This is a genomic window from Nocardiopsis dassonvillei subsp. dassonvillei DSM 43111 (genome assembly GCF_000092985.1).
In the GTDB taxonomy this organism is placed as follows: domain Bacteria; phylum Actinomycetota; class Actinomycetes; order Streptosporangiales; family Streptosporangiaceae; genus Nocardiopsis; species Nocardiopsis dassonvillei.
In genome coordinates, this window is sequence record NC_014210.1 from 470,935 (window position 1) to 494,270 (window position 23,336).

General features: G+C 70.4%; 16 protein-coding genes and 2 rRNA genes. 11 read left to right on the forward strand and 7 right to left on the reverse strand.

Features of this window, described 5'->3' with window-relative positions:
* Window positions 1–221 precede the first annotated feature (221 nt).
* From NDAS_RS01965 to NDAS_RS01980, 4 genes are all read left to right on the forward strand, one after another.
* Window positions 222–3,315, forward strand: a 23S ribosomal RNA gene (locus NDAS_RS01965).
* A 104-nt stretch (window positions 3,316–3,419) separates the two neighbouring features.
* Window positions 3,420–3,535: ribosomal RNA gene (gene rrf / locus NDAS_RS01970) — 5S ribosomal RNA — on the forward strand.
* 303 nt (window positions 3,536–3,838) lie between these two features.
* On the forward strand, window positions 3,839–4,477 hold the full coding sequence (locus NDAS_RS01975) for a class I SAM-dependent methyltransferase (RefSeq protein ID WP_013151442.1): 639 nt from the start codon (window positions 3,839–3,841) through the stop codon (window positions 4,475–4,477).
* 215 nt (window positions 4,478–4,692) lie between these two features.
* The gene (locus NDAS_RS01980) at window positions 4,693–8,046 is read left to right on the forward strand and encodes a transglycosylase domain-containing protein (protein ID WP_013151443.1); all 3,354 of its coding nucleotides are present in this window, start codon (window positions 4,693–4,695) and stop codon (window positions 8,044–8,046) included.
* A 352-nt stretch (window positions 8,047–8,398) separates the two neighbouring features.
* On the opposite strand, the gene NDAS_RS01985 is transcribed toward NDAS_RS01980, so the two are convergent.
* The 3 genes from NDAS_RS01985 to NDAS_RS01995 form a co-directional block, all read right to left on the reverse strand.
* Entirely contained in the window at window positions 8,399–9,490 is a 1,092-nt protein-coding gene (locus NDAS_RS01985; RefSeq protein WP_013151444.1) for a prenyltransferase, read from the reverse strand.
* Window positions 9,490–10,209 carry a class I SAM-dependent methyltransferase gene (locus NDAS_RS01990; protein WP_013151445.1) on the reverse strand — a complete coding sequence of 240 codons (720 nt, stop codon included), beginning with the start codon at window positions 10,207–10,209 and terminating at the stop codon, window positions 9,490–9,492. Before NDAS_RS01990 ends, NDAS_RS01985 begins: the two co-directional genes overlap by 1 nt.
* Window positions 10,210–10,322: 113 nt before the next feature.
* Window positions 10,323–11,696 carry a glycosyltransferase family 4 protein gene (locus NDAS_RS01995; RefSeq protein WP_013151446.1) on the reverse strand — a complete coding sequence of 458 codons (1,374 nt, stop codon included), beginning with the start codon at window positions 11,694–11,696 and terminating at the stop codon, window positions 10,323–10,325.
* Window positions 11,697–12,176: 480 nt separating this feature from the next.
* On the opposite strand from NDAS_RS01995, the gene NDAS_RS02000 reads away from it, so the two are divergent.
* Entirely contained in the window at window positions 12,177–12,788 is a 612-nt protein-coding gene (locus tag NDAS_RS02000) for a TetR family transcriptional regulator (RefSeq protein ID WP_041552222.1), read from the forward strand.
* Between the two features lie 38 nt (window positions 12,789–12,826).
* Here the strand turns inward: NDAS_RS02000 and NDAS_RS02005 are convergent, their stop codons facing one another.
* Together NDAS_RS02005 and nadA are read right to left on the reverse strand one after the other, a co-directional pair.
* Window positions 12,827–14,281: an RNA polymerase sigma factor gene (locus NDAS_RS02005; protein WP_013151448.1), complete on the reverse strand. Its 1,455-nt coding sequence runs from the start codon at window positions 14,279–14,281 to the stop codon at window positions 12,827–12,829.
* A gap of 133 nt (window positions 14,282–14,414) precedes the next feature.
* On the reverse strand, window positions 14,415–15,413 hold the full coding sequence (nadA, locus tag NDAS_RS02010) for a quinolinate synthase NadA (RefSeq protein WP_013151449.1): 999 nt from the start codon (window positions 15,411–15,413) through the stop codon (window positions 14,415–14,417).
* Window positions 15,414–15,552: 139 nt separating this feature from the next.
* Between nadA and NDAS_RS02015 the strand changes: the two genes are divergently transcribed.
* The 6 genes from NDAS_RS02015 to NDAS_RS02040 all read left to right on the forward strand — a co-directional run bounded on the left by NDAS_RS02015 (window position 15,553) and on the right by NDAS_RS02040 (window position 20,995).
* Window positions 15,553–16,284, forward strand: coding sequence for an NUDIX hydrolase (locus tag NDAS_RS02015; protein WP_013151450.1), 732 nt, complete (start codon window positions 15,553–15,555; stop codon window positions 16,282–16,284).
* A gap of 167 nt (window positions 16,285–16,451) precedes the next feature.
* Window positions 16,452–17,123 carry an HAD family hydrolase gene (locus NDAS_RS02020; protein WP_013151451.1) on the forward strand — a complete coding sequence of 224 codons (672 nt, stop codon included), beginning with the start codon at window positions 16,452–16,454 and terminating at the stop codon, window positions 17,121–17,123.
* Window positions 17,124–17,317: 194 nt separating this feature from the next.
* Window positions 17,318–18,427, forward strand: a complete 1,110-nt coding sequence (locus NDAS_RS02025) for an ABC transporter ATP-binding protein (protein ID WP_013151452.1) — start codon at window positions 17,318–17,320, stop codon at window positions 18,425–18,427.
* Entirely contained in the window at window positions 18,424–19,326 is a 903-nt protein-coding gene (locus tag NDAS_RS02030) for an ABC transporter permease (protein WP_013151453.1), read from the forward strand. Before NDAS_RS02025 ends, NDAS_RS02030 begins: the two co-directional genes overlap by 4 nt.
* Before the next feature lie 2 nt (window positions 19,327–19,328).
* Window positions 19,329–20,006 (forward strand): ABC transporter permease, encoded by a 678-nt coding sequence (locus NDAS_RS02035; RefSeq protein ID WP_013151454.1) that lies wholly within the window; start codon window positions 19,329–19,331, stop codon window positions 20,004–20,006.
* A gap of 86 nt (window positions 20,007–20,092) precedes the next feature.
* On the forward strand, window positions 20,093–20,995 hold the full coding sequence (locus tag NDAS_RS02040; protein WP_013151455.1) for an ABC transporter substrate-binding protein: 903 nt from the start codon (window positions 20,093–20,095) through the stop codon (window positions 20,993–20,995).
* Window positions 20,996–21,132: 137 nt separating this feature from the next.
* Here NDAS_RS02040 and NDAS_RS02045 read toward each other — a convergent pair whose 3' ends face one another.
* The gene (locus NDAS_RS02045; RefSeq protein WP_041552227.1) at window positions 21,133–21,591 is read right to left on the reverse strand and encodes a flavin reductase family protein; all 459 of its coding nucleotides are present in this window, start codon (window positions 21,589–21,591) and stop codon (window positions 21,133–21,135) included.
* 14 nt (window positions 21,592–21,605) lie between these two features.
* Window positions 21,606–23,294, reverse strand: coding sequence for a signal peptide peptidase SppA (gene sppA, locus NDAS_RS02050; RefSeq protein WP_013151457.1), 1,689 nt, complete (start codon window positions 23,292–23,294; stop codon window positions 21,606–21,608).
* Window positions 23,295–23,336: the final 42 nt, after the last annotated feature.

Genomic DNA, 23,336 nt, shown 5'->3' on the forward strand with positions numbered 1-23,336 from the left:
CCTCGGGCGACTAGAAGCGTCCGGGGGCGCGCTGTTGGGTGTCTGAGGAAGCAACCTCCGGCCTGGGTCCTTTGGGGTCTGGTCGGGTGTTGGTTCCCGCGGACCGTCTCCGAGAACTCTCGGGTCCTTGCCGTTGTGGTTGGGGATGTGAGTGGTGTTGGGGTATGCGGTTGGTGTTTTGATTTGTGAATAGTGTGCGCGAGCATCTTATTATCTGTAGTGGCCAAGTGATAGTGGCACACGGTGGATGCCTTGGCACCAGGCGCCGATGAAGGACGTGGGAGGCCGCGATAGGCCACGGGGAGCTGTCAACCGAGCTGTGATCCGTGGGTGTCCGAATGGGGAAACCTAGCCCGAGTTGTGTCGGGTTGCCGCCATCTGAATGTATAGGGTGGTTGGTGGTGACGCGGGGAAGTGAAACATCTCAGTACCCGCAGGAAGAGTAAACAACAGTGATTCTCCTAGTAGTGGTGAGCGAACGGGGAAGAGGCTAAACCGTAGGCGTGTGATAGACGGCAGTCGTTGCGTTTGCGGGGTTGTGGGACATATCTGTTCAGGTCTGCCGGCCTGGAGCGTTGATGTCGGTGTTAGTTGAAACCGTTGGGAAGCGGTACCGGAGTGGGTGAGAGTCCCGTAGATGAAGGTACCGGCTAGACGTTGATGTGTTCCCGAGTAGCGCGGAGCCCGTGAAAGTCCGTGTGAATCTGGCAGGACCACCTGCTAAGCCAAAATACGTCCTGGTGACCGATAGTGCACTAGTACCGTGAGGGAAAGGTGAAAAGTGCCCCGGTGAGGGGTCGTGAAATAGTACCTGAAACCGTGTGCTGTCAAGCCGTCAGAGCTGAAGCTTGTCTTTGGTGATGGCGTGCCTTTTGAAGAATGAGCCTGCGAGTCATGGTGTGTGGCGAGGTTAACCCGGGTGGGGTAGCCGTAGGGAAACCGAGTCTGAATAGGGCGATTTGAGTCGCATGCTGTGGACCCGAAGCGGAGTGATCTACCCATGTCCAGGGTGAAGCGGGGGTAAGACCTCGTGGAGGCCCGAACCCACCAGGGTTGAAAACCTGGGGGATGAGGTGTGGGTAGGGGTGAAAGGCCAATCAAACTCCGTGATAGCTGGTTCTCCCCGAAATGCATTTAGGTGCAGCGTCGCGTGTTTCTTGCTGGAGGTAGAGCTACTGTTTGGCTGATGGGCCCGACAAGGTTACTGACGTCAGACAAACTCCGAATGCCGGTTAAGTGAAGCGTGGCAGTGAGACTGCGGGGGATAAGCTTCGTAGTCGAGAGGGAAACAGCCCAGATCATCAGCTAAGGCCCCTAAGCGTGTGCTAAGTGGGAAAGGTTGTGGAGTTGCTGAGACAACCAGGAGGTTGGCTTAGAAGCAGCCATCCTTTAAAGAGTGCGTAATAGCTCACTGGTCAAGTGGTTCTGCGCCGATAATGTAGCGGGGCTAAAGCACACCGCCGAAGCTGTGAAGCTCAAGACTAGTTTCTTGGGTTGGTAGGGGAGCGTCGTGCGTCCGGTGAAGCTGCCGAGTGATCGTGTGGTGGAGGGCGTGCGAGTGAGAATGCAGGCATGAGTAGCGATAGCAACGTGAGAAACGTTGCCGCCGATTGACTAAGGGTTCCTGGGGCAGGTTAATCCGCCCAGGGTGAGTCTGGACCTAAGGCGAGGCCGACAGGCGTAGTCGATGGATAACGGGTTGATATTCCCGTACCCGTGCACGAGCGTCCAGTACTGAATCAGGTGATGCTAACCACGCTGGTGGTCTTGGGTCCCTTCGGGGAGCTTTGACTTACTGGTCTGGGAACCGAGCTTGTAGTAGGTAAGTGATGGGGTGACGCAGGAGGGTAGCTCTACCCGGCGGTGGTTGTCCGGGGGTAAGCGTGTAGGCCGGTGTGTTGGCAAATCCGCACACCATGAAGGTTGAGACGTGATGCCGAGCCGTTTTTGGTGAAGTGAGTGATCCCATGCTGTCGAGAAAAGCCTCTAGCGAGTTCGTGTGTGGCCAGTACCCTAAACCGACGCAGGTGGTCAGGTAGAGAATACCGAGGCGTTCGGGTGAACCATGGTTAAGGAACTCGGCAAATTGTCCCCGTAACTTTGGGAGAAGGGGAGCCCTGTCTGGTGACGGATCTTGCATCCTGAGCTGGGTGGGGTCGCAGATAGCGGGGGGAAGCGACTGTTTATTAAAAACACAGGTCCGTGCGAAGTCGTAAGACGCTGTATACGGACTGACGCCTGCCCGGTGCTGGAACGTTAAGAGGACTGGTTAGTGGGGGTTCGCCCCTGCGAAGCTGGGAATCTAAGCGCCAGTAAACGGCGGTGGTAACTATAACCATCCTAAGGTAGCGAAATTCCTTGTCGGGTAAGTTCCGACCTGCACGAATGGCGTAACGACTTCCCCACTGTCTCAACCATGGGCCCGGTGAAATTGCACTACGAGTAAAGATGCTCGTTTCGCGCAGCAGGACGGAAAGACCCCGGGACCTTCACTATAGCTTGACATTGGTGTTTGGGATGGTTTGTGTAGGATAGGTGGGAGCCGGTGAAGCTGTCACGCTAGTGGCGGTGGAGGCGTTGGTGAAATACCACTCTGACTGTTTCGGGCATCTAACTTTGGACCGTGATCCGGTTCGGGGACAGTGTCTGGTGGGTAGTTTAACTGGGGCGGTTGCCTCCCAAAGAGTAACGGAGGCGCCCAAAGGTTCCCTCAGCCTGGTTGGTAATCAGGTGTTGAGTGTAAGTGCACAAGGGAGCTTGACTGTGAGACGGACGTGTCGAGCAGGAGCGAAAGCTGGGACTAGTGATCCGGCACCGGCGTGTGGAAGCGGTGTCGCTCAACGGCTAAAAGGTACCCCGGGGATAACAGGCTGATCTTCCCCAAGAGTCCATATCGACGGGATGGTTTGGCACCTCGATGTCGGCTCGTCGCATCCTGGGGCTGGAGTTGGTCCCAAGGGTTGGGCTGTTCGCCCATTAAAGCGGCACGCGAGCTGGGTTTAGAACGTCGTGAGACAGTTCGGTCCCTATCCGCTGTGCGCGTTGGAGACTTGAGAAGGGCTGTCCCTAGTACGAGAGGACCGGGACGGACGAACCTCTGGTGTGCCAGTTGTCCTGCCAAGGGCATGGCTGGTTGGCTACGTTCGGGAGGGATAACCGCTGAAAGCATCTAAGCGGGAAGCTTGCTTCGAGATGAGGTCTCCTGCCTCCTTGAGGGGGTAAGGCTCCCTATAGACGATGGGGTTGATAGGCCGGGTGTGGAAGCCTTGTGAGGGGTGGAGCTGACCGGTACTAATAGGCCGAGGGCTTGTCCGCTGCAGATAATTGGATGTTCGCGCACACTTTTCACGGAGCTTGCTGCTCACTGTGATTCCCTGTCCTTTGGGGTGGGTGGAGTTGGGTGGGTGGTGTGTGGTTTCCGTGGTGGTTATTGCTGGAGGGTCACACCCGGTCTCTTTCCGAACCCGGTCGTTAAGTCTCTTTGCGCTGATGGTACTGCCCTGTGGTGGGGTGGGAGAGTAGGTCGCTGCCACGGTTTTTCGTTGGGGGGGTCGCCTGTGGGCGGCCCCCCTTTGTTTTTGTGGTGGGGGTGGGGTGCCTGTAAGGCGGCCTGTCCCTCTTTTTTGTGGTGGTGTTTGTGCGTTTGTGAACGCGGGGGTGGGTGTGTGGGGGTGCGGGTTTCTGGGTGGGCCCCCTGTTTCCAGTCAACCGGGTGCGGGGGTGGCGGTGCCAGAGCGTCCCGCGTCCTGTGGACAACCAGCCGTCCCCTCGAAGACGCGGCAGCCCGCCCGCCCGGGCCCCTGCCCGTTTCTGTTTTCGCTGGTGGGACAATTTCCGCATGACGAAGACAATCCCCTCAGAGCTTCTGGCCGCGGCGGAGGCCGCGAAGGGTTTCATGCCCACGGACGAGGGCGCCGCCCTCTTCGAGACCGCCGTCGCCTACGCCCAGGTCGGGCCGATCGTGGAGATCGGCACCTACTGCGGCAAGTCCACGATCTTCCTCGGCGCGGCCGCCCGCGCCACCGGGGCCAAGGTCCTCACTGTCGACCACCACCGGGGCTCGGAGGAGCACCAGGAGGGCTGGGAGTACCACGACGCGTCCCTGGTGGACGAGGCGACCGGCAGGTTCGACACCCTTCCGCACTTCCGGCGCACGATCACCGAAGCGGGCCTGGACGAGGAGGTCATCGCGCTCGTGGGCCGGTCCACCGATGTCGCGGCTGTCTGGGGTACCCCGCTCGGCATGGTCTTCATCGACGGCGGCCACAGCGAGGAGGCCGCCCAGAACGACTACGATGGTTGGAGTCCCCACGTCGCCCCCGGCGGGGCCCTCGTCATCCACGACGTGTTCCCTAACCCCGAGGACGGCGGCCGACCGCCCTACAACATCTACCGGAAGGCCCTCGACTCGGGGGAGTTCAAGGAGATGCGCGCGGTGGGCTCCCTGCGGGTGCTCGAACGCATCCGGGGGAAGTGAGCGGGCTAACAGTCTTTCCGATACACAGCTGCCCAGGGTAAGCCTTGGGTAAGAAGTGACAGTACGCTTACCTGCTCGGACTTGACATGGTTACGGGCGGGTATCGTGGCCTGGAGGGCTGAGCGATGGCGGCGTTATTCCCCGAATTACCGCTTCGGTCCTGACTCGAACTGAACGATCCGGGGCACTTGCGCGTCAAACATCAGGACGGCACGGTGCCGGACGTGATTTGCCATGGGGGCGGGGAACTGAGCGAGAGCACACACGGCGAAAGCGGGGCGGACGGACAGCGTCCCGGGAAGGACACGCCGGACACCAGGAACACCTCTGCCGAAGAGCTGTCCAACAAGCACAGTCCCGAGAGTGGAGTACCCAACATCGAGGGGGACCAATCCACTCATGACACTCCTGGAGGAGAAGAAAGCGTAGGAGAACAGCCCGAACCGGAGTTCATCAACCCGGTCACCTTCAAGACCAGCGGTACCTTCCTCCGTGACAAGGTCGCCCAGAACCTCGCGGAACAGGGCTTCGGTTCCGACGACACCGGCGACGACGCCGCGGAGGACTCCGGCGTTCCCGCCGACGCGCACGGCACCGATGCGGTCCACACCTCTCCCGCGGCCGGCTCCCCCGCCTCAGCCGGCAGCACGGGCACGGAGGAGTCCGACACGCGCGAGGACGGGGGTCGGGGGGACGGACGGTCCTCCCAGGCCGCCCCGCCCTTCGCGGCCGACGACACGTCCGTCGACCAGGACGGTACGGCCGGCGCCGACGAGCCCCCATCGCCGGTGTCCGACCGGACCGAGCCCATCTCGCTCGACTCCGTCCGCGCCGCCGCCTCCGCGGAGGCGGCGGAGACGTCCGACGACGCCTCCGGCAACGCCGGTGCCGAAGAGGGAGGGACAGACCTCTGGAGCCCGCGCGGGCAGGAGCGCACGGGAGTTCCCAAGAGCCCCGTGGCCGGAACCGTGACCGACGTCCAGGACTTCGAGGACGGGTCCGCCGAGGCCGCCACGTCCGCTGTGCCCGCCGCACCGGACGCGGTCGCTCCGGACCGTGACGGAGAGCAGAGGATCGACGAGTTCTCCGCGGCCGAGACGGCGTCCCTGTGGCCCGAGCCGCGTCGCCTCTCCTCCTACGTGGCCGATTCGCCCTCCCGGGAGCAGGACCGGGGCGCCCGCCCCGGTTTCGCCGCGGCCGCGGCCGGAGCGGCGGGTGCCGCGGGAGCGGCCGCCGCCCACTCCGGGGCACACGGCGACCCCAGCGGTCCCGGTGACACCACCAGTTCCAGTAACTCCGGTGGACCCAGCGGTCCCACCGGCCCTGGCGGCCCCAAGGGTCCGGCTGGGCCTGGCGGTACCGGGCCCGGCGGGCCCAAGGGCCCGGGTGACCCCAAGGCACGGGGTAAGAAGAAGGGCGCCGGTCAGAAGGCCAAGAAGCCCATGTGGTGGAGGATCCTGCGGGTCTTCCTCATCGTCACCGGCGTGTTCTTCATCATCGGGTGCGGTGTCTTCGCCTTCTTCTACAGCACCGTGGAGGTTCCGGACGCGGCCAAGGCCGACGTCCTGGAGGAGGGTTCCACCTTCTACTTCGCCGACGGCGAGACCGAGTTCGCCTACCGGGGCACCCACCGGGAGATCCTGTCCTACGACGAGATGACCGCGGGCGGCGACCACGTCGTCGAGGCGGTCATCTCCGCGGAGGACCGCGGTTTCTGGACCGAGCCCGGGGTGTCCGTGAGCGGCACCGCCCGCGCGGTCTGGTCCACCGTCACCGGCCAGCAGGTCCAGGGCGGCTCCACCATCACCCAGCAGATGGTCCGCAACTACTACGAGGGCATCTCCCGGGACGTGTCCATCACCCGCAAGGTGCGGGAGATCATCATCGCCCTCAAGGTCGACCGGAGCGAGTCGAAGGAGTGGGTGATGGAGCAGTACCTCAACACCATCTACTTCGGCCGCAACGCCTACGGAGTCCAGGCCGCCTCGCAGGCGTACTACCACAAGGACGTCCAGGACCTGGAGCCCGCCGAGGCCGCGTTCCTGGCCGCCGCCATCCAGCAGCCCACCCCCTTCGGTGAGGCCGACGTGGAGACCACCCCCTCCATGGAGCGGCGCTGGGAGTACGTCGTCAACGGCATGGTCACCACGGAGGCCATCACCCAGGCCGAGGCCGACGCGATGGAGTTCCCGGCGCCCGAGCCGGAGCGGCCCAGCGAGGGCACCGACCTGAGCGGCTACAAGGGCTACATGCTCCAGGAGGCCATGAACGAGCTGGAGCGGCTCGGCTACACCGAGGACCAGATCAACCGCCAGGGCTACAGGATCGTCACCACGTTCGACCAGGACATGATGGACGCCGCCTACGCCGCGGTGGAGGAGATGGTCCCGCTCGAGAACCGGCCCGAGGGCGTCAACGTCGGTCTGACCACCGTCGACCCGGCCACGGGCGAGGTCCTGGCCTTCTACGGCGGCCACGACTACTGGGAGAACCAGTACGACAGCTCCTTCCTCGGCGCCGCGCAGACCGGTTCGGCGTTCAAGCCCTACGTGCTCGCCACCGCCCTGGAGCAGGGCTACAGCCTCAACTCCACGGTGGACGGGCGCGGGCCGCGCACCATCGCGGGCTCGCGCATCCAGAACGCGGGCAACTCGCCGGGCGGCATCATGACGCTCACGCAGGCCACCCAGGTCTCCAACAACCTCGGTTTCATCGAGCTGGCCCAGGAGGTCGGTTTCGAGAACGTCCGCGACACCGTCTACGCCGCCGGGTGGCCCGAGGGGAGTGTGCCCGACAGCCAGCTGGTTCCGGTCATGCCGCTGGGCGCCTCCAGCGCCCGCACGGTCGACCAGGCCAGCGGGTACGCCACCTTCGCCAACGGCGGCGTCCACGTCGAGACGCACGTGGTGCGGGAGATCATCGACTCCGAGGGCGAGAACGTGCGCCCGGAGGTGGAGAGCAACAGGGCTCTGGAGGAGGAGACCGCGGCCGACGTCACCCACGCCCTCCAGCAGGTGGTCAACGGCGGTACCGGTACCGGGGCGCGGCTGGCCAACCACCCCACCGCGGGCAAGACCGGTACCACCGACGGCAGCGTCGCCGCCTGGTTCGTCGGTTACACCCCGCAGCTGTCCACGGCGGTGGGGATCTACAGCGGCAACAACGAGGGCTTCAGTATCCCCGGATACGGCTCTCTGTCGGGCGGTACGCTCCCGGCGTCGCTGTGGAACCGGTACATGAGCACCGCGATGGAGGGTTACGAGCCCGGTTCGTTCCCGAGCCCGGCCTTCAGCGGCACCACCGAGAACTGGGCTCCGGACGTGTCCACCGAGCAGCCCCAGCAGCCGCAGCAGCCGGAGGCGCCCGCGGAGCCGGAGACGCCGGTGGAGCCGGAGGTGCCCACCACGCCGGAGACGCCGGTGGAGCCGGAGGTGCCCACCACGCCCGAGTGGCCGGAGATCCCCGGTCCCGGGACCGATCCGGGTCCCGGTGAGGGCGGCGGCGGAGAGGAAGGCGGTGGCGGTGGCGGCGGTGAGAGCCCGCCGGCCAGACGCGACGACCTCTGGTGAGGTCCGGATCCGGTGGTGACCGGAGCCGGTGAGAACGGGGTGAGGGCCCGGCGATGCGCACCGCCGGGCCCTCACCGTGTGTCGGGTCCTTCGTGTCCGGCCTCCGACGCATCCGCACCGGTCGGCGGACCGTGCCCTGTCCGCCCGAACCGACCTCGGTTCGCGGGGGCGGGCGTCCACGGGGTTCTGGAGGTGCCGGAGGCGGGTTCGTGAGGAACGGGCGAACCCGCCCTGGGCGCCGAAGGCGCCCGCATCGAAGGGCGCCCGGACACGAGCGGGACCGCGCCGCAGGCGTCCGCTGAGGGCGGTGGCGGGCGACGGGCGGGACGAAGCGGCGGTCCAAAAACACCGCCTAGTCGGCGGGGTCCCCGTCCCAGGTGTGCAGGAAGACCCGCGAGCCCGGTGTGGTCCCGGTGAGCGCGTCCACCGCCAGGATCACGGCGGCCGAGGTCCACGTGCTGCGCTCCACCGGCCAGCGCACCTGCTCGGCGAACTGGTAGCCCGTCCAGTACGCGCCGTCGTCGGCGTCGCGCAGGTGCTGCACGTCCCGCAGGAGGCGCACGCCCGCGTCCACGTCGCCGACGGCGGCCAGGGCCAGCACCAGCTCCGAGGTCTCCGCCGCGGTCACCCACGGCTGGTCGCTCACGCAGCGCACGCCCAGCCCGGGCACCACGAAGCGGTCCCAGCGCTCGGCGATGCGCTCCTTGGCGGCGGCGCCGCGCACGGCGCCGCCCAGGACGGGGTAGAACCAGTCCATCGAGAAGCGCCCGCGGTCGGCGAACAGGTCCTCGTGCCCGTTGATGAGCACCGCGAGGCGGTCGGCGGCGGCCGTCCACGCGGGGCGGGAGCGGCCCAGGCGCGCGGCCAGGGCGGCGCCGCAGCGCAGCGCGTGGTGCACGCTCGCGCACACCGTCAGCAGGGCGTGGTCCCCGGGGGCGCCGTTCTCCGAGCGGGCCCACAGGATCTCGCCGTGCTCGCCGCGCAGGGCCAGGACGAACTCCAGTCCCTCCTCGACCACCGGCCACATCCGCTCGGCGAACGCGGTGTCGCCGGTGACGAGCAGGTGGTGGAACAGGCCCACGGCGGGGTAGGCGGCGTGGTTGGCCTCGCGCAGCCGCGTCACCGGGACGCCCTGGCGGAACTTGGCGGGCCACCCGCCCCCGGGCGCACGGCTGTCGGCCAGCCACAGGTAGGCGCGTCGGGCCGCCTCGGCGTGTCCGGGCGCGCTGCGGCCGGTCACGGTCAGGGCCATGGCGCACTCCACGTGGTCCCACACGTCGGTGTGCCCGCCGGGGAACCACGGGATGGCCCCGCCGTCCTCCTGACAGCGCGCGAGGTAGGAGGCCGAGCGGTGCAGCTGCCCGGCGTCGAGCACGCCGGGCAGGCTCAGGGCGTCGTGAGGGGCCGGTCCGGCGGTGGGCGCGGGCGCGGGGGTGACGGACATCAGGCGTCGTGCGGTTTGCGCACGTACACGACCACACTCTTGCCGATGACCGGGTTGAGCAGGCGCTCGGCGACGCGGGTCACCGCGGGGGCCTTGAGCATGTCCCACACCAGCATGTCGTGGTAGGCCTTGGCGAGCGGGTGGTCGTCCCGGTCGGTGCCCACCGCGCACTTGATCCACCAGTAGGGCGCGTGCAGGGCGTGCGCGTGGTGGTGCGGGCCGATCTCGAAGCCGGTGGCCTTGAGCTTGGCCTCCAGTTCGGCGCGCGTGTAGATGCGGATGTGCCCGCCCTCGTTGGTGTGGTACTCCTCCGACAGGGCCCAGCACAGGCGCTCGGGCAGGAAGCTGGGCACGGTCACCGCGGCGATGCCGCCGGGCCGCAGCACCCGGAAGAGTTCGGCCATCGCGGCGGTGTCGTGCGGGAGGTGCTCGAAGATCTCGGCCGCGACCACCCGGTCGAAGCTGGCGTCGTCGAAGGGCATGTCCAGGGCGTCGCCCTTGACGGTCTCGGCCCTGGCCTCCTCGGGAGCCTCGCCCTCGTGGCGCATCGCGGCGAACATGGTCTCGACCTCGGCGAGGTCGGCGACGTTCTGGTCGAAGGCCACGATGTCGGCGCCGCGTCGGTAGACCTCGAAGGCGTGGCGGCCGCCGCCGCAGCCCAGGTCGAGCACGCGGTCGCCCGGGCCGACGGGGAACAGGTTGAAGTCGACGGTGATCAGTGGAGGCTCCCTGGGGATCTGGCTCGGGGATCTGGGTTGGGGGCTCCGCGGCCGCGGACGCGGGGCGGTGGATCGCCGCGTGGCCCGACGGGGCGGCGCGCGGCTCGGGCCGGTCAGGCGCCGTTCGCGCGGGCCCGCTCGGGTGCTGGCGGGGACGCGGGCTCGGCGGGCCCGGGGCGCGTGTCGCCGTCGACGGGGCGGTTGCCCCTCACGGCGTCGATGGTGGAGGCGTAGCGGCGCGCGGTCAGCTCGGCGACGGCTCTCCACGTGAAGCGTTCCTGGACCCGGCGCCAGGCGGCGGCGCCCATGCGCTCGCGTTCGGCGTCGTCGTCGAGCAGGGCGGCGAGCGCCTCGGCGAGCACCTCGGGGTCGCCCGGGGGCACCAGGCGCCCGGCGTCCCCGTCGGTGCCCACGACCTCGGGCAGCGCTCCGGCGTGGCTGGCCACCAGCGGCGTGGCGCAGGCCATGGCCTCCACCGCGGGCAGGGAGAACCCCTCGTAGAAGGACGGGACGACCGCCACCTGCGCGCTGGCGATGAGTTCGGCCAGGGCGGTGTCGTCGATGCCGCTGACGAACTCGACGCGGTCGCGCAGGCTCAGCTCGTCCACCAGCTGGTCGGTGGGGCCGCCGGGCTTGGGTCTGCTGACGACGGTCAGGGTGATGTCGCGTTCGGTGGCGAGTTTGGCCGCGGCGCGCAGCAGGACCGCCACACCCTTGAGGGGGCTGTCGGCGCTGGCGGTGCACACGATGCGTCCCGGTACGCGCTCCAGTGCGGGGCGCGGGTGGAAGTGGCGGGTGTCCACGCCCAGCGGGGTGACCTCCATGGCGGAGGGGGCGACGCCGAACTCGCGGGCGATGTCGTCGGCGGAGGACTGGGAGGGCACCAGGATCGGGTCGAGCCGGCGGGCGACCCTGGCCTGCATGCCCACGAACCCGTACCAGCGGCGCTTGGTGAGCCTGTGCAGGCCCCGGGCCTCGGCCAGTTCGATCCTGCGGTCCACGCTGATGGGGTGGTGGATGGTGGTGACCAGCGGCAGCCCGGCGGACCTGATGCCGAGCAGTCCCCAGCCCAGTGTCTGGTTGTCGTGGACGACGTCGAAGTCGTCCAGGCGGCGGCGCAGTTCGCGGTTGGCGCGCAGGGAGAAGGTGAGGGGCTCGGGGAACCCGGCGGTCCACATGGTGGCGACCTCCAGGGCGTCGATCCAGTCGCGCCACTCGCGTACGGGCGGGGCCTTGAAGGGGTGGGCGTCGTTGTACAGGTCCAGGGAGGGGACCTTCTCCAGGGTCACGCCCTCGTCCAGGACGGGGTAGGGCTGGCCGGAGAGGACGGTGACCTCGTGGCCCAGGGCGGCCAGTTCGCGCGAGAGGTGGCGGACGTACACGCCCTGTCCGCCGACGTGCTGCTTGCTGCGGTAGGACAGCAGGGCGACGCGCAGGGGGCGCTCGGCACGGGGCCGTGGGCTCGGTGTGGTGCCCGACTGGGTCAAGAGTCCACCTCTTCGTTGGGTCGCGGGCCCGGTCGCCGTGGGCGCGGATGCCGTCGGCCGGTGACAGGCGTGCGCGTGCCTATGTTACTCGGCAGTTGTGTTCGGACCGGCGTCGGGCCGGTTGGTAAGGGATCCTATGTCGGGTGCCCTGCGGTGGCGCTCCGGCGGGGCGCGTCGCCGCGTTCGGCGCGGCGGGCGCCCGGACGGCCGGGGGAGGGGTGGTGTTCATGCGCGGTACACAAATGAGAACAAATTCTACAAAGCCTGTCAGGCGATCCGAAAACCCCGGTCCTCTTTTCGTGTTGCTACTGCTACGTCGGGCGATGAGGTGAGGATCATGGGCTTGGCCGGCCGTCTTCGGGGGAATCCGTTGGATAACGTGTTCTCGTAACAGCCGCCGCCTCCGGGTGGGCGTCGGCGACGGGCATCAGTGCCGCGGCGAGCGGGCAGCGCGCGGGCTGACGACGAAGGGGAGATCCTGTGGCGGTGCGGGCGGCGAGTGGAACGATGTCACGAAGTCAGACCCAGCGCCGCAGGCGCATCGTGCAGACCGCGGCCGCGCTGGCCGTGCGCGGTGGTGTCGAGGCCATGCAGATGCGTTCGGTGGCCGAGCGCGCGGGGGTCGCCCTCGGCACGCTCTACCGGTACTTCCCCTCCAAGATGGACCTGGTGGTGGCCGTGGTCACCGAGGAGCTGGACCTGTTGGAGGGCGGTATCGTCCGCCGCCCGCCCACCGCCGACACCCCCGCCGAACGCGCGGTCGACGTCCTGCTGCGGGCCACGCGCGGGCTGATGCGCGAGCCGGAGCTGGCCGACGCGCTGGTGCGCTCGCTCATCATGGCCGAGGTCAAGATCGAGCTCGACGTGCGCATCTCCGACCTGGTGTGGCGGGTGGCCACCGGCAACCTGGAGGGAGCCGAGGAGGAGGGCGGCGCCGAGGTGGACCGCGACAGCACCGGCTACGTCCTGGCGGGCTCGTTGACCAGCGTGTGGATCTTCGAGCTGGTGGAGGTCCTCAAGGGGCGCCGCGACGTGGACGAGGTGGAGCGGCGGCTCCAGACGGCGGCCGAGCGCCTGCTCGCCCCGTTCTGACCCGCTCACCCTCCCCCCGCGCCGGCGGGGGACCGGCGTCAGCCACCGCCGAAGAGCAGCCCCAACAGCCCGTCGAGCAGACCTGTACCGCCCCCGTCGTCGTCCCCGTCCTCCTCGGGCGGGCCGCCGGGGGCGTCGTCGTCTCCGGGTTCCTCCCCCTCGGGCGCGTCCGGACCGCCGTCGGGGCCCTCGCCTCCGGGGGGCGGGCTCGGCTCCTGCGCGGGCGGTGCGGGCGTGGTCCGCTCCGGAGCCGGGTCGGGGGCCTGGTGCCCGCTGCCGCCGCCGTCCTCCTGCCGCGGCTCCGTCCCGGCCCCGGGTTCGGCGGACTCCGTCGGCGCGGCCGGGGGCTCCACGGTCGGTCCGGCCTCCGGTTTGGTGTCCGCGCTGGTCGCGTCGGTCTCCACCTGCGGGACCAGCGGACCGCGCTCGGCCTCGTCGGGCCCGGAGCCGATCATCGTCGAGGGGCCGCCCACGGCGCTGGCCCAGCCCCACAGCGCGACCGCCAGCACCACGGTGGCGAGGCCGGAGACGGCGGGCAGCGGCCAGCGGCGGCGGGCGGTGCGATGGTCGTCGGGGTCGTCACCGGAGTCGGGTCCGGCGGGGGATCGGGGGCCGGCCAGCGGGGTGACCGCTTCGTCGCGCACCGGGTGGTCGCGCGTGGTCAGCCGGTCGCCGGGCAGGGCGCGGGGCGGCGCCTCGGGGCCGGGCTCGGCCGCCTCGGCCTCCTCCTCGACCGCCCCGGCGGCGCGGGAGCGGTGCATCGGGTACCCCTCGCCGGTGAGGGGGTGCATCTGCGCGGCGATGCGCTCGCGGGCCGCGGCGAGGCCGGGGTCGGTGCAGGTGCGCACCACCGCCTCGCGCAGGCCGGGCGGAGGGCCGGGCGGGCGCAGCAGGGCCAGGGCCTGGGAGACGTCGTGCACCTGGGCGCGCCAGGCGGCGGTTCCCGGGCCGCCGGTGTCCCCGGCACCGTCCGGCGCTCCCGCCTCCCGGGAGGGGCGGGGGTCCGGGACGCGGCGCCCGCCGTCGCGGCCGTCCAGGTTCTCGGCGGCGCGGCGGATCGCCGAGCGCGACAGCTCGCCGCAGATCTGGGGGTCCAGGCCCAGGACGCGCGCGACCGCGGAGGTGGGCAGCGCGTGCCGCAGGTTCAGCTCCACCAGTTCGCGGTGGCTGGCGGGCAGCCGGGCGAACATGCGGGCCACCGGCTCCTCCGCGGGCACCGTGGCCAGCCGGGTGTAGGGGCTCACGTGGGCCAGGCCGCGGCGCTGGCAGGCCGAGCGGACCAGGGCGTACAGCCAGGAGCCGAGGTCGGCCGGGTCCGCGCGCCGCGAGTCGAGGACGACACCGGCGACGAGGCCGTCGTGCACGGCCTCGGCCGCCTGCCCGGTGTCCTCCTCACCCAGTAGCGACCAGGCGTACCGGTACAGGGACGGGGCGAAGGCGTCGTAGAGCGCCTCGACCGTCGACGGTTCGCCTGGTTCGCTACCTCTGGTCACTTTTCTAACCCCCCGTTTCCCGCGACGGTAGCGAGGGGCGCGGCGACGCGTGGGTGAATCGTCTACCTGTGTCTTGAAGGTAAGTCTTCTGTAACCTCGGGGCCGGACGCGGGACCCGACGGTCGCGGATCGGCTACTCTCCGCCGCGTGACGGCGACCCGATGGCGATCATCCGCTCGACGGAGCGGCGGGCGCGCGCGGAGGTGTCGGCGTCGACCGTGATCTCGGTCGTGCCGAACCGCAGCGCGTTGAGCAGCTTGTCCGCGTCGATCATCTTCATGTAGTGGCACTCGGCGCGCGAGTTGACCGCCTCGAACTCCGTGTTCGGGTTGGCGTTGCGCAGCTGGTGCAGCATGCCGGTCTCGGTCGCGATGAGGACCTTCTTGGCACTGGTGTTCTCCGCGGCGGTCAGCATCCCGCCGGTGGAGAGGACCTTGACGCGCTCCTGCGGTACGGCGCCGCTGCCCACGAGGTAGAGGGCGGAGGTGGCGCAGCCGCACTCGGGGTGGACGTAGACCTCGGCGTCGGGTTCGGAGGCGACCCGCTCGCGCAGGGTGTGCCCGTCGATCCCGGCGTGCACATGGCACTCGCCCATCCACACGTGGATGTTGTCGCGGCCGGTGACCCGCTTGACGTGGGCGCCCAGGAACTGGTCCGGCAGGAAGAGGATCTCGCGGTCCTCGGGGATGGAGCGGATGACGTCCGCGGCGTTGGAGGAGGTGCAGCAGATGTCGGTCTCCGCCTTGACCGCGGCGGTGGTGTTGACGTAGGCGACCACGACCGCGTCGGGGTGCTCGGCCTTCCAGACGCGCACGTCCTCGGCGGTGATGGTGTCGGCCAGCGAGCACCCGGCGTTGGGGTCGGGCAGCAGGACGGTCTTGTGCGGGGCGAGGATCTTGGCGGTCTCGGCCATGAAGTGCACACCGCAGAAGACGATGGTGCTCGCGTCGACACCGGCGGCCAGGCGGGACAGAGCCAGGGAGTCGCCGGTGTGGTGGGCGACGTCCTGGATTTCCGGGCGCTGGTAGTTGTGCGCGAGGATGACAGCGTCGCGCTCCTTCGCCAGGCGGTGGACCTCTGCGGCCCATTCCTGCCTGGTCATGGTGTCCGCCGTGGCGGTGACCGGTGCCATGTCCAACTACTTCCTTGAGGCTGTGGGCAACGCCGCGCGGGCGCCGTGCCGGGGAGGGTCGGTGCGGATGAGGACAAGTTTTTGTCTGTCAGGCACAAACCTGATGAAGCTTAACATGACGGGTAACGGAAGGGACAGGGTGGACATCCCTCAGGAAAACGGACAGGTCGCGGCGTCCGTCTGCTCCGCGTCCGACCACGCGGAGCTGTCGGTGCACGAGGCGCTCGCGGTCGTGCTCCAGATCCGTGCCGGAGAACTGTGCGTCCTGCTGTGGCGCAGGGCCCTGCCGCCCTGCGAGGGCGCCTGGGCGCTGCCCGGCGGCAGGCTCGGCCGGGGGGAGAACCTGGGCGCCTCCATCCGGCGCCAGCTCGCCCAGAAGGTCGACGTGAGGGATCTGTCACACCTGGAGCAGCTGGAGACCCGCAGCGACCCCGACCGCGTCCCCCGGCGCCGCACCCTGGCCACCGCCTACGTGGGGCTGGTCCCCGCCGACGTGGACCCGGTCGTGCCCGACGACACCGGCTGGCACCCGGCCGCCGACCTGCCGACCATGGCCTTCGACCACGCCTCCATCGTCCGCTCCGGACGCCAGCGGCTGCGCGCCAAGCTCAGCTACACCAACGTCGGGTTCGCCCTCGCGCCGCCGGAGTTCACGATGTCGGAGCTGTCCGGCTACTACCGGGCCGCGCTGGGCCACGACGTGGCCGCCACCAACCTGCGCCGCGTCCTGCTGCGGCGGGGGCAGATCGAGGAGACCGGCCGCTCGGTGCCCTCGGGCCGCTCCGGGGGCAGGCCCGCCGCCCTCTTCCGGTTCCGCGACCGCAGCCTCCAGGTCACCGACGCCTTCGCGGTGCTGCGCCCGCCCAGCTGAGGCCTCCGCGGGCGGGCCCGCCCGGTCCCGCCCCCGTGAGCCGGTCCTCCCGACCGGGCGCCGCGGCCGGGCCGCGCCGTCGGGAGCGCGCGGTGCGCGCCGGTCCCGGGCCGCGGCCCCCTCCCCTGCCCGGGGACCGTCGTCGGCGGCTTGTACACTCCCTGACCGTGGCAATTCGTACTGCGGTCTTCGACGTCGGCGAGACACTCGTCGACGAGACGCGGATCTTCGCTCGCTGGGCCGACCGCTTCGGCATCCCGCACATGGCCTTCTTCGGGACCATCGGGGGCGTGCTCGCCTCCGGCGGCACCCTCACCGACGGCTTCCGCCTGCTCGTGCCCGGGTTCGACCTCGCGGCCGAGAGCGCGCGCTGGCGCGCCGAGGACCCCGACGGGGAGCGCGAGCACTTCGGCGAGGCCGACCTGTACCCCGACGTGCGCCCCGCCTTCGCGGCCATGCGCGCGTCCGGGATCTCCCTGGTCATCGCGGGCAACCAGCCGCCCGAGGCCGGGCCGACCCTGACCGCCATGGACCTGGGCGTCGACGGCATCGGCATCTCCGACGTCTGGGGCGTCAAGAAGCCCGAACCCGCGTTCTTCGACCGCGTCCTGTCCCTGGTCCGGGCCGCCAGCCCCGGCACCGAACCCGGCGAGATCGTCTACGTCGGCGACCGCGTCGACAACGACGTCCTCCCCGCCCGTGCCGCCGGGATGCGCACCGTCCTGCTGCGCCGGGGCATCTACGGCTACCGCCACGCCGCCGCCGAGGAGGCGGCCCGCGCCGACGCCGTCCTGGACGACCTGCACCAGCTCGCCGACTGGATCGGCCGTCAGAACTGAGGCGGCACGCCGAGGGGCCGGGTCCCACGACCCGGCCCCTCGGCGTGTCCGCGCCACCTTCGGTCCCGGTACGGTCACGGCCTCCACCTCACGGTTTGACCAGTGCGCGCGGGGGTAACGTGCGAACGGCCTGCCCCTCGCCACACCTCACCTTTCCGGACCCTCCGGTTCCCCGAATGGAGACGACACCGCCGATGATCGCGTTCGAGGGCGCCGCCAAGCTCTATCCCGACGGCACGGTGGCCGTCGACCAGCTGGACCTGACCGTCGAGACCGGCCAGACGACGGTCTTCGTGGGTCCCTCCGGCAGCGGCAAGACCACGTCGCTGCGGATGATCAACCGCATGGTCGAACCGACCGGGGGCACCGTCCGCATCGACGGCGAGGACGTGCGCGAGCGCGACCCCGCCGCGCTGCGCCGCTCCATCGGCTACGTCATCCAGCAGGCCGGGCTCTTCCCGCACCGCACCGTGCGCGACAACATCGCCACCGTGCCCCTGCTGCTCGGCTGGGGCCGGGCCAGGGCCAGGGCGCGCGCCGCGGAGCTGATGGAACTGGTAGGTCTGGAGCCCGCCCAGGCCAGGCGCTACCCCCACCAGCTCTCCGGGGGGCAGCAGCAGCGCGTCGGCGTCGCCCGCGCGCTGGCCGCCGACCCGCCCATCCTGCTGATGGACGAACCCTTCAGCGCCGTGGACCCCGTCGTGCGCGCCAGCCTCCAGGACGAGCTCCTGCGCCTGCAGAAGGAGCTGCACAAGACCATCGTCTTCGTCACCCACGACATCGACGAGGCCGTCCGGCTCGGTGATCGCATCGCCGTCTTCCGCCCCGGCGGGAGGCTCGCCCAGTACGACACGCCCCAGAACCTGCTGGCCGCGCCCCAGGACGCCTTCGTGGAGTCCTTCATCGGCTACGACCGGGGAGTGCGGCGCCTGTCCTTCTTCCCGGCCGACAGGCTCTCCCCGCGCCAGGACGCCGTCCTGGAGGAGAGCGTGCGCGCGGGCGCCGCGGTCGCCCCGCTCGGGAACGAGCCCTGGGCCCTGGTCGTCAGCGGCGACCGCATGCCCCTGGGCTGGGTCAGCGCGCGGCAACTGGCCGACGCGCCCGCCGACACCGCCCTGGGCTCACTCGAACTCGCGCCCTTCGGCCACACCTTCGACGTGGGCACCGACTCCCTGCGCGCCGCCCTGGACGCGGCGGTGCTCTCGCCCGCGGGCCGCGCGGTCGGCGTCGACGCCGACGGTCGGGTGGTCGGCGTGGTCTCGCAGGACGACCTGGGCGCCGCTCTGTGGTCGGTGACCGAGTGATCGCCGAGGCCGTCGCCGGGGTCTGGGACGCCGGGTCCGCGGCCGGATCCGGCACCGGGGCGCTCGCCGGGGCGTGGGACTGGGTCGTGCGCGTCGTGGACTGGGGCGTCGGGAACTGGAGCCACCCCGGCGACCCGGACCGGGGCGTCCTGCCCCGCCTGACCGAGCACATGCGGCTGTCCTACCTGTCCATCCTCATCGGACTGGCGGTCGCCCTGCCCCTGGGGCTGGCGTGCGCGCGCTGGAAGCCCCTGTACCCGCCGGTGCTGACCGGTGTGAACGTGCTCTACGCGGTGCCCTCCATCGCCCTGTTCTTCCTCATGCTGCCCTACACCGGGTTCAGCGACTGGACGGCCGTCGTGCCGCTGGCCCTGTACACCCTGGTGATCCTGCTGCCCAACGTGGTGGACGGGCTGCGCCAGGTTCCCGACCACGTGCGCCAGGCGGCCGTCGCCATGGGCTTCGGTCCGCTGCGGCGCCTGCTGTACGTGGAGATGCCGGTGGCCGTGCCGGTGGTCATCGCCGGGTTGCGGGTGGCCTCGGTGGCCACCATCAGCATGGTCAGCGTCGCCTCGCTGGTGGGCCTGGGCGGGCTCGGCCGGCTCATCCTCAGCGAGGGCTTCCGGCGCCAGTTCGACGCGCCCATCGTGGTCGGCATCGTGCTCACCGTGGCCCTGGCGTTCGTCACCGACGCGGTGCTCGTGCTCGCCCAGCGCCTGCTCACCCCCTGGTCGCGCCGCGACGGCGCCGTACCGCGCCGCAGGCGCCGGGCGGTCGCGGCGGAGGCGGCCGCGGCGGACCCGGCAGTGGGTTCGGCAGCGGAGCCGCAGGCCGCGACCGCGGCTGGGGGACGGTCGCCAGCGGACCCGGGCACCGGTGGCACGGCGGGGGAGAGGTAGCCATGGACATCCTCAACGACCTGGTCGCGTGGTTCGCCGACCCGGCCCAGTGGACCGGCGGCGCGGGCATCCCCGCGCGCCTGGGCGAGCACGTCTACTACTCGCTGCTCGGGCTGCTGCTGTCCGCCGCCGTCGCGGTCCCCCTGGGACTGCTCACCGGGCACACCGGTGTGGGCGGCTTCCTCACCACCAGCCTCGCCAACTTCGCCCGCGCCCTGCCCACCATCGGCGTCCTGTTCCTCATCGTGCTGGCCGCCGGTATCGGGATCGTGCCCGTGCTGTGCGCGCTGGTGGCGCTGGCCGTGCCCCCGATCCTGGTCAACACCCACGAGGGCGTGCGCGGTGTGGAGCCCCGGCTCAGGGACGCCGCCGTCGGGATGGGTATGCGCGGCCACCAGGTGCTGCTGCGCCTGGAACTGCCCGTGGCCACGCCGCTCATCCTCATCGGGATGCGCACCGCCGCCGTCCAGGTGGTCGCGACCGCGACCATCGCCGCCTACGTGGGGGTCGGCGGCCTGGGCCGCTACATCGTCGACGGCCAGGCACGCCAGGACCTGACGATGATGCTCGGCGGATCGGTGCTGGTGGTGCTGCTCGCGGTCCTGACCACGCTCGTGTTCGCCGGACTGCGGCGGCTCCTGGTCGCCCCCGGCCTGCGCCAGGCCGCGCCGCAGGGTTAGGCGGAGCCGGACCGCGCCGCGGAGCCGGGCCACACCACAGAACCGGGCCGGGTCACAGGGCCAGGCCACCCCAGAGAGAAGGTCCCATGTACAAGAGAATCGCCCTGCCCCTGGCCGCGCTGCTCCTGACCGGGTGCGGCGCCAGCGACCCCTACGCGGAGGAGGGCGGCGGCGGGTCCGGAGGCGGCTCCGGCGACGCGGTCGTCATCGGCTCCGCCGACTTCCCCGAGTCCACCCTGCTCGCCGAGATCTACGGCCGGGCCATGGAGGCCGAGGGCGTGGAGGTCGACTACCAGCTCGGCATCGGCAGCCGCGAGGTCTACTACTCGCAGATCGAGTCCGGCAACCTGTCGGTGTTCCCCGAGTACAACGGCGCGATCCTGGCCTACCTCGACGAGAACGCGCCCACCGGCAGCAGCGAGGAGACCAACCAGAGGGTCACCGAGGCGCTGCCCGAGGGCCTGGAGATCCTGGACTCCTCCAGCGCGGAGAACAAGGACTCGGTCACCGTCACCAGCGAGGTCGCCGAGGAGCACGGTCTGGCCAGCCTGGAGGACCTGGCCGGTGCCGCGGGGGAGCTGACCCTGGGCGGCCCGCCGGAGTTCGAGACCCGCCAGCAGGGCGTGGTGGGCCTGGCCGACGTCTACGGTGTGGAGTTCGGCGAGTTCCGTTCCCTGGAGGTGGCGCTGCTGACACAGGCGCTCCTGGACGGTGACATCCAGGCGGCCAACCTGTTCACCACCGACCCGCAGATCACCGCGAACGACTTCGTGGTCCTGGAGGACCCGGAGAACCTGTTCGGCGCGCAGAACATCACCCCGCTGGTCAACGGCGAGCAGGTGGACGAGACCGCCCGGGGCGCGCTGAACGCCGTCTCCGCCGCCCTGACCACCGAGGCCCTCACCCAGCTCAACGAGCGGGTGGTCATCGGCAACGAGAACGCCGCCGACGTCGCCCAGGAGTGGTTGGAGCAGGAGGGGCTGGCCTGAGCGGTCGGCTCCCGGCGGTCGAGGGGGAGCCGGGGTCGAGGCGGCGGCGGAGTCCGCGCGCCTCGACCCCGCGGGGGTGAGCCGTCCGCGCGCGCCCACCCCCGGGGCCTCGGCCCTTCGCCCACCGCACCGGCCGCCTACTCCACCAGCCGGTACCGGCCGGAACGGCGGGCCAGGGCCGCGCCCTCGCCCCGTACCCCCGGCAGGTTGGTGACGTCGGCGAAGAAGACCACGTGGTCGCCGACCGCTACTTGCTGGCGCACTGAGCACTCCAGCGCGGCCAGGGCCTCGTCCAGCACGATCGCGCGGGTGTGCTCTCCCCGGTGGTGGGGCTGGTCCGTCACCAGCAGGCGCGCGCTGGGACGGCCCTCGGCGGAGAAGCGCCCGGCCACCGCCCGCTGGCCGCCCCCCAGCACGTTGACGGCGAAGGCGCCGACCTCCTCGATCACCTCGGCCATGTAGCCGCTGGCGTCCACGCTGACCGACACCACTGGCGGGTCGGCCGAGACCGACCCGAAGGCGCTGACGGTGGCCCCCACGTCGTCGCGTCCGTCGGCGACGGTCACCACCGTGACGCCGACGGGCAGCAGGGCCATCGCTTCCAGGTACGTCAACGGATCTCCCACAGCCCCGGCATCATCAGCGGGCCGCCGACCGGCAGCCCCATCGCCACGGCCACGTGCTCCAGGGGACCCCAGGCGCTGACCACGGTCTGCGGGCCCGAGGCACCCACGTCCTCGCTGGACTCGTGTTGGCGGATCCGGTCGAGCGGGTTCGGGCGGGGGAAGGGCCGCACCGGGAGCGGCCCCGCGCCGGCCTTCTCACGGGCCAGCCGGACGGCGGTCTCCAGGCCGCCCAGCTCGTCCACCAGACCGCGCTCGTGGGCGTCGCGGCCGGTCCACACCCGGCCCCGGGCCACCTCGTGCACCTGCTCGCGGGTCATCCCGCGCGCGGCGGCGACCTTGCCGGTGAAGTCCTCGTAGATCTCGTCCAGGAGCGCGTTGACCCGCTCCCACTCGGACTCGGTGAAGGGCCGGTCGGTGTCGAACATGCCCGCGTGCTCGCCGGTGCGCACGGAGTCGCTGGTCACGCCGTACTGCTCCTTCAGCGCGCCCAGGACCGGTTTGCCGGTGATCACGCCGATGGAGCCGGTCAGGGTGCCCGGCTGAGCGACGACCGCGTCCGAGCCCAGGGTCACGTAGTAGCCGCCGGAGGCGGCGACGTCGCCCATCACGGCCACCACGGGGATGCCCGCCTTGCTGGTCAGCTCGGTCTCGCGGCGGATCGCGTCGGAGGCGGTCGGGGAGCCTCCCCGGCTGTCCACCCGGAACACGACCGCCTTGACCTGGGGGTCCTTGCGCGCGGCGCGGAAGGCCGCCGCCACGGTGTCCGAGCCCATGACGGTGCCGCCGCCCAGGGGCGAGCGCCGGGTCCGGCCCAGGCTGATCGTTCCGGTGGCCGAGATCAGCGCGATGTGGCCCCCGGTGTTGCGGGACAGCTGCTGGGGCGCGGTGTGCTTGCGGTGGTAGCGGGTGACGAACTGCAGCTGAGGCTCACCGCTCAGCTCCCCGAACAGCTGCGCGTACACCTCGTCCCGGTGGGCGAGCCCGTCCACCAGCTTGTGCTCGACCGCCTCGCGGGCCAGGAAGGGGCCCTTGGAGACCAGCGCGCGCACCTCCTCCCGGGGCAGCCCCCGGGCCAGGGAGACCGCCTCGACGATCTGGTCGCCCAGCGAGGTGACGATCCGGTCGCTGGCCTCGCGCTGGGCGGCGGTGTAACCGGTCTCGGTGACGCTGTTCATCGCGTTCTTGTACTCGTGGCGCGCGCCCACCTCGTAGGACACGTCCAGCTTGTCCAGGGCGCCCTTGACGAAGGTCGTGCGCATCATCAGGCCGGTCAGGCCGAGCACGCCGGTGGGCGCCATGACCACGCGCGAGAACGCGCAGGCCAGGTAGTAGGGCAGGTTGCCCTCGCCGGTCTCGCCGAAGGAGTCGGCCCAGGCCACCGCGGGTTTGCCCGCCGCGCGGAAGTCGGCGACGGTGTCGCGCAGCTCCTGGACCTTGGCGAATCCCAGGGACCGGGCGTCCACCCGGACCAGGAGGGCCGCCACCCGCGGGTCGCGCGCGCCGCGGCGGATCCCCTCCAGGACGTCCAGGTACTGCTGCCTGCGCCGGTTCATGATCTGGCTGAACGGATCCCCGGGGGCCTGGTCGGCGACCCCCTCCGTCAGGTCCAGCTCCAGCACCAGCGGCCCTTGGGGGCGCTGTCGGGTCTTCATGATCTTCGCGAGGTCCACCATGGGCCCAGCGTAGTGCTCCGGGGTGCGGGACGCCGTCCGGAA

Bases quoted from the DNA above. Each gene is read 5' to 3' on its own strand.
- NDAS_RS02035 (WP_013151454.1), top strand. From the start codon at position 19,329: ATGGACATCCTCAACGACCTGGTCGCGTGGTTCGCCGACCCGGCCCAG.
- NDAS_RS01985 (WP_013151444.1), bottom strand. From the start codon at position 9,490: ATGTCCGTCACCCCCGCGCCCGCGCCCACCGCCGGACCGGCCCCTCAC.
- NDAS_RS02045 (WP_041552227.1), bottom strand. From the start codon at position 21,591: ATGGCCCTGCTGCCCGTCGGCGTCACGGTGGTGACCGTCGCCGACGGA.
- nadA (WP_013151449.1), bottom strand. From the start codon at position 15,413: ATGGCACCGGTCACCGCCACGGCGGACACCATGACCAGGCAGGAATGG.
- NDAS_RS01975 (WP_013151442.1), top strand. From the start codon at position 3,839: ATGACGAAGACAATCCCCTCAGAGCTTCTGGCCGCGGCGGAGGCCGCG.
- NDAS_RS02025 (WP_013151452.1), top strand. From the start codon at position 17,318: ATGATCGCGTTCGAGGGCGCCGCCAAGCTCTATCCCGACGGCACGGTG.
- NDAS_RS02040 (WP_013151455.1), top strand. From the start codon at position 20,093: ATGTACAAGAGAATCGCCCTGCCCCTGGCCGCGCTGCTCCTGACCGGG.
- sppA (WP_013151457.1), bottom strand. From the start codon at position 23,294: ATGGTGGACCTCGCGAAGATCATGAAGACCCGACAGCGCCCCCAAGGG.